The organism is Roseateles sp. P5_B10 (genome assembly GCF_056400485.1).
The window spans coordinates 1-3783 of the sequence record NZ_JBFULE010000522.1; the positions used below are offsets into that span (position 1 = coordinate 1).

The window sequence follows — 3783 nt, forward strand, 5'->3', positions numbered from 1 at the left end:
ACCTGCTGAACCGCCGCGTGACGGAGGAACTTGCCCGCATCGCCCAGGTGGCCACCTGCCTGCACGCCCGGCTGTCCACGGTACGCGCCGGCATCCGCCTGGACTGGGCCGAGCGCTTCAGCCAGTTCGACACGGTGGGCGACCTGGGCGATCTGTCGACGCTGCCCCACTTCGCCGAGTTGGACCGCGATGACCGCGAAGACATCCGCGACCTGGCGTCCTGGCTGCGCCGCCGCGCGGACGCGAGCCAGCCCCGCGCCGTGGCGCTGATGGCGGCGCTGGTGCGCGTCTGCCTGCTGGCGGCCAGCCACAGCCCGGCCGGCCAGTTGCTCACCGGCCGGCTGGTGCGACCGATTCCCATCCACCCAGGCGTGCGCTTCGAGGTCCAGCCCTCGCTGCCCGACCGGCTGCGCGTGGGCATGAAGGTGCAGCTGATGGACCCGGTGCTGGATGCCTCCCACGGCGTGGCCCGTATCGCCGCCCATGCCGTGGTGGCCGACATCGTGGGTGGCATCGCCCATGTCAGCGTGACCCAGACCGTGCAGGCCGGCTTCACGCCGAGCGCGCGGTCCACGGTGAACTTCCTGCTGGGTTGATGAGCCATGGCCGCGACCGAGATCACCGTCCAACGCCTGCGACTGAGATCGCGGTCAGCGGTGCCGGGCCTGTTGCCTAACGTGGAGGACGCGCTGCGCGTTTCGTCCAAGCCGGCTGCGTTGCTGAATCGCTTTGTGCTTGTGCGCCGACTGCGGCTTCGCGTGGCGGCAGGTGCCAGTGCGCAGGCCTTGGCCCTGCAGCTGGAGCGGGCCTGGCAGCAACTGGCAGCGCAGGCCCAGCCCATGGAGCAGGCGAGCGAGACGGCCGAAGCGGTGTGGGCGCCTGGCCTGGCAGTGGCGCGCCAGGCGCTGTTGCGGCGATGGCTGCGCGGTGAGGACGCCAAGGCCTGGTTCTGGCAGCGGCTGATTTCACCGCATGTGGACGGCGCATGGCCGGCGCGTGCCGTGGCGCTGATGCTGATGGCAGATGACGAAGCGCCCGGGCCTTGCACCCTCGCCGGGGCGCGGCGGCAGGCCCTGCAAGTGCGTGCGCTGCTGGCGCTGGTCGCTGAGCACAGGCTGGCGGCGCAGTTCATCGAGGCCATCGCCGATGCGCAAGCCCTCGCCGTCCTGAGCCTGATCGAAGCGGCAGATGAGGACCCCCAGCTGGCTCATCGGCGGCTTCACAACGAGTCGCCTGCGCCGCCAGCCGTGACACCGCGGGCACGGCTGCTTGAGCTGATGACAGCCATGTCGGCCTGCGCTGAAGACGCGCTCATCGAGCGGCGCGTCACATCGTCGACCCTGCCGAATGCTCAGCAGGCGGAGGCAAAAGCGCTGGCAGCGCTTCCCGACGAAGCAGCGCCTGCAGCGTCCCGACGCCCAGAGGGCATCGCCACCGAAGCGCCTGCGGCTCAGGCCATCGCCAAACCAGAGCCTCACGCCCTCCTCAGCAACGGCCTCGCCAGCCCCTGGTCCGGCCTGTGGCTGCTGCTGCCCATGCTGCTGCGCCACGGCCTGGACGACGCCGACGATCCGCTGGCCGCCTGGGCCGGTGCAATGCGGGCCGCCTGCAGGCACCTGCACATTCCGGACGACGATGTCATGCGCACCGCACTCGCCGGGCTCGACTTGCCCCTCGTCGACGACCCGCACTGGCTGCGCACCGCCCGCCTCGCCGCCGTCCACGACGCCCACCTGCCCCTGCTGCGCATTGCACGACGCCGCGGCGCGGTCTGGGTCTCGCCCGAGCGCATCGACGTCGAGTTCCCGCCGGCCTCGCTGGATCTGCGCATCCGCCGCGCTGGCTTCGACATCAACCCCGGCTTCGTGCCCTGGCTGGGCCGCATCGTGCACTTCCACTACCCCTCGTGACGCGCTCATGAACCCCGCCGACCTGCCGCCCCAACTGACGCTGACGATGCGCCCGCGCGACTTCGGACTCGCGGCGCTGGGTGCCTTGCTCGTTCATCCGAGCGAGCCGAGCGCGGCACCTGAGGAACGATTTCTGCGCGAGGCGCTGGTTGCCGCCGGCGGGGACGATTGGCGTGCCCAGGCGCTGGCCAGCGTCGATAGCGATGCGGCGCTGGCTCGCGCCCGCGACGCCTTTGGCTTAAGCACCATCGAAACCTTGGCGCTCGCCCTGGTCGCGGCCGTTGAAGATGATCCACTGGCCTGCCGCGTCATCGCCTGGATGCAGGCGCCGCAGCCCAGCCCTCGGCCGACGCTGGCCCTGCTGGCGCGCGCCTTTGCGCCGCTGCACGAGAGCTTCAGCGCCTTGGACCCGCAACACAGCGAAGCCACGACCCTTCACGCCCTGGCCTATGGCCGCGCCATGCGCCATGGCCTGCTGCAGGCCGAGGAGCCGAACTGTGCACGCCCACTGTGCGAGACCGCACTGCGTGTGCCTGCCCCCATCGCCGCCGCGCTGGCCGGCGTGGCCTGCGACTGGCCCGCTGCGCCGACGCCTGCGCTGTGGCCCGCGGCCCCCGTGCCCGCCCTGGACACGCCGCTGTCCGACTGGGCCCGCGACCTGGCCGCCATGCCGCGCTCCGGCCTAGTCATCCGCAGCGCCGCGCCGCATGAGGCGCGCGGCCTGGCCGCCGAACTCGTGCACCGCCTCGGCGCCGAGCCGGCTTGGTTTGCCAATGCGGACACCCTGCCGCCCGGTGCCGAGGCCTGGCTGGTGCTGACCGGCCGGGTTCCCGTTTTCGAGATCGACGGCTCACCCGGCACCGTAACCACCCTGCCGGCCCTGGCCGTGTACGACGGCCCGGCCCTGGTCGTCACCGGCCTGGACGGCGGCGTTCGTCGCGATGGCCCCATGGCCGATTGGCGCGTGCCGCTGCCCGATGCGGCGACCCGCACCGCGCTCTGGCGGGACGCGCTGGCCGATGAGACCCTGGCCACGCAAGCCGCTGGCCGCTACCGCGCCGGCTACGCCCAGATCAGCGACCACGCCCGCCTGGCTCGCCTGCTCGGTGCCGGCCAGGCCACGACGGAGAGCCTGCACCGCGCCGCCCTGATGACACCCTCGGGCCGCGCCCTCGACGCGCTGGCCCAACCGCTGAGCGAATCCGTGCCCGACGCCGCCCTCGTCGCCAGCCCGCAATTGCGCTCCGAGTTGGAGCGCATCGTGCAGCGCTGTATGCAACGCGAGACCCTGCACGTCGGCCTGGGCGCGGCGGCACGCACGCGCGCCTGCGATGGCGTGCGTATGCTGTTCACCGGCGGCTCCGGCACCGGCAAGTCGCTGGCCGGCCAGTGGCTGGCCCACCGTCTGGGCCTGCCGGTCTACCGCGTGGACCTGGCGGCCATGCTGAGCAAATGGATAGGCGATACCGAGAAGAACCTGGCCGAGTTGCTGGCCCGCGCCGAGCATGCCGACGCAGTGCTGCTCTTCGACGAGGCCGACACCCTGTTCGGCAAGCGCACCGAGGTGGCCAGCGCCAACGACCGCTTCGCCAATGCGCAGACCAACTACCTGCTGCAGCGCATCGAGACCCACAGCGGCATCGTCGTGCTGACGAGCAACAGCCGCGCCCGCTTCGACCCGGCCTTCGCGCGCCGGCTGGACTTCATCATCGATTTCGTCGCGCCCGACGCTACCGCGCGGCGCAGCCTCTGGCAGGCCCACCTGGGCGAGGCCAGCGATTGCAGCGCCGCCGACCTCAACCGCCTGGCCGCCCTGGGTGACTTCGCCGGTGGCCATGTGCGCAATGCCGTGCTCGCTGCCGCCGCCCAGGCC

3 protein-coding genes are annotated in these 3783 nt (G+C 72.0%); all 3 read left to right on the forward strand.

Annotation, left to right across the window (positions count from 1 at the left end):
• Window positions 1-596: hypothetical protein (locus tag AC1DU6_RS23095; protein WP_477859883.1), on the forward strand; the 596-nt coding region annotated here is incomplete at its 5' end.
• A 6-nt stretch (window positions 597-602) separates the two neighbouring features.
• Complete coding sequence (locus AC1DU6_RS23100) at window positions 603-1910, forward strand: hypothetical protein (protein WP_477859885.1); 1308 nt, start codon at window positions 603-605, stop codon at window positions 1908-1910.
• A gap of 7 nt (window positions 1911-1917) precedes the next feature.
• On the forward strand, window positions 1918-3783 hold a 1866-nt coding region (locus tag AC1DU6_RS23105; protein ID WP_477859887.1), incomplete at its 3' end, for an ATP-binding protein.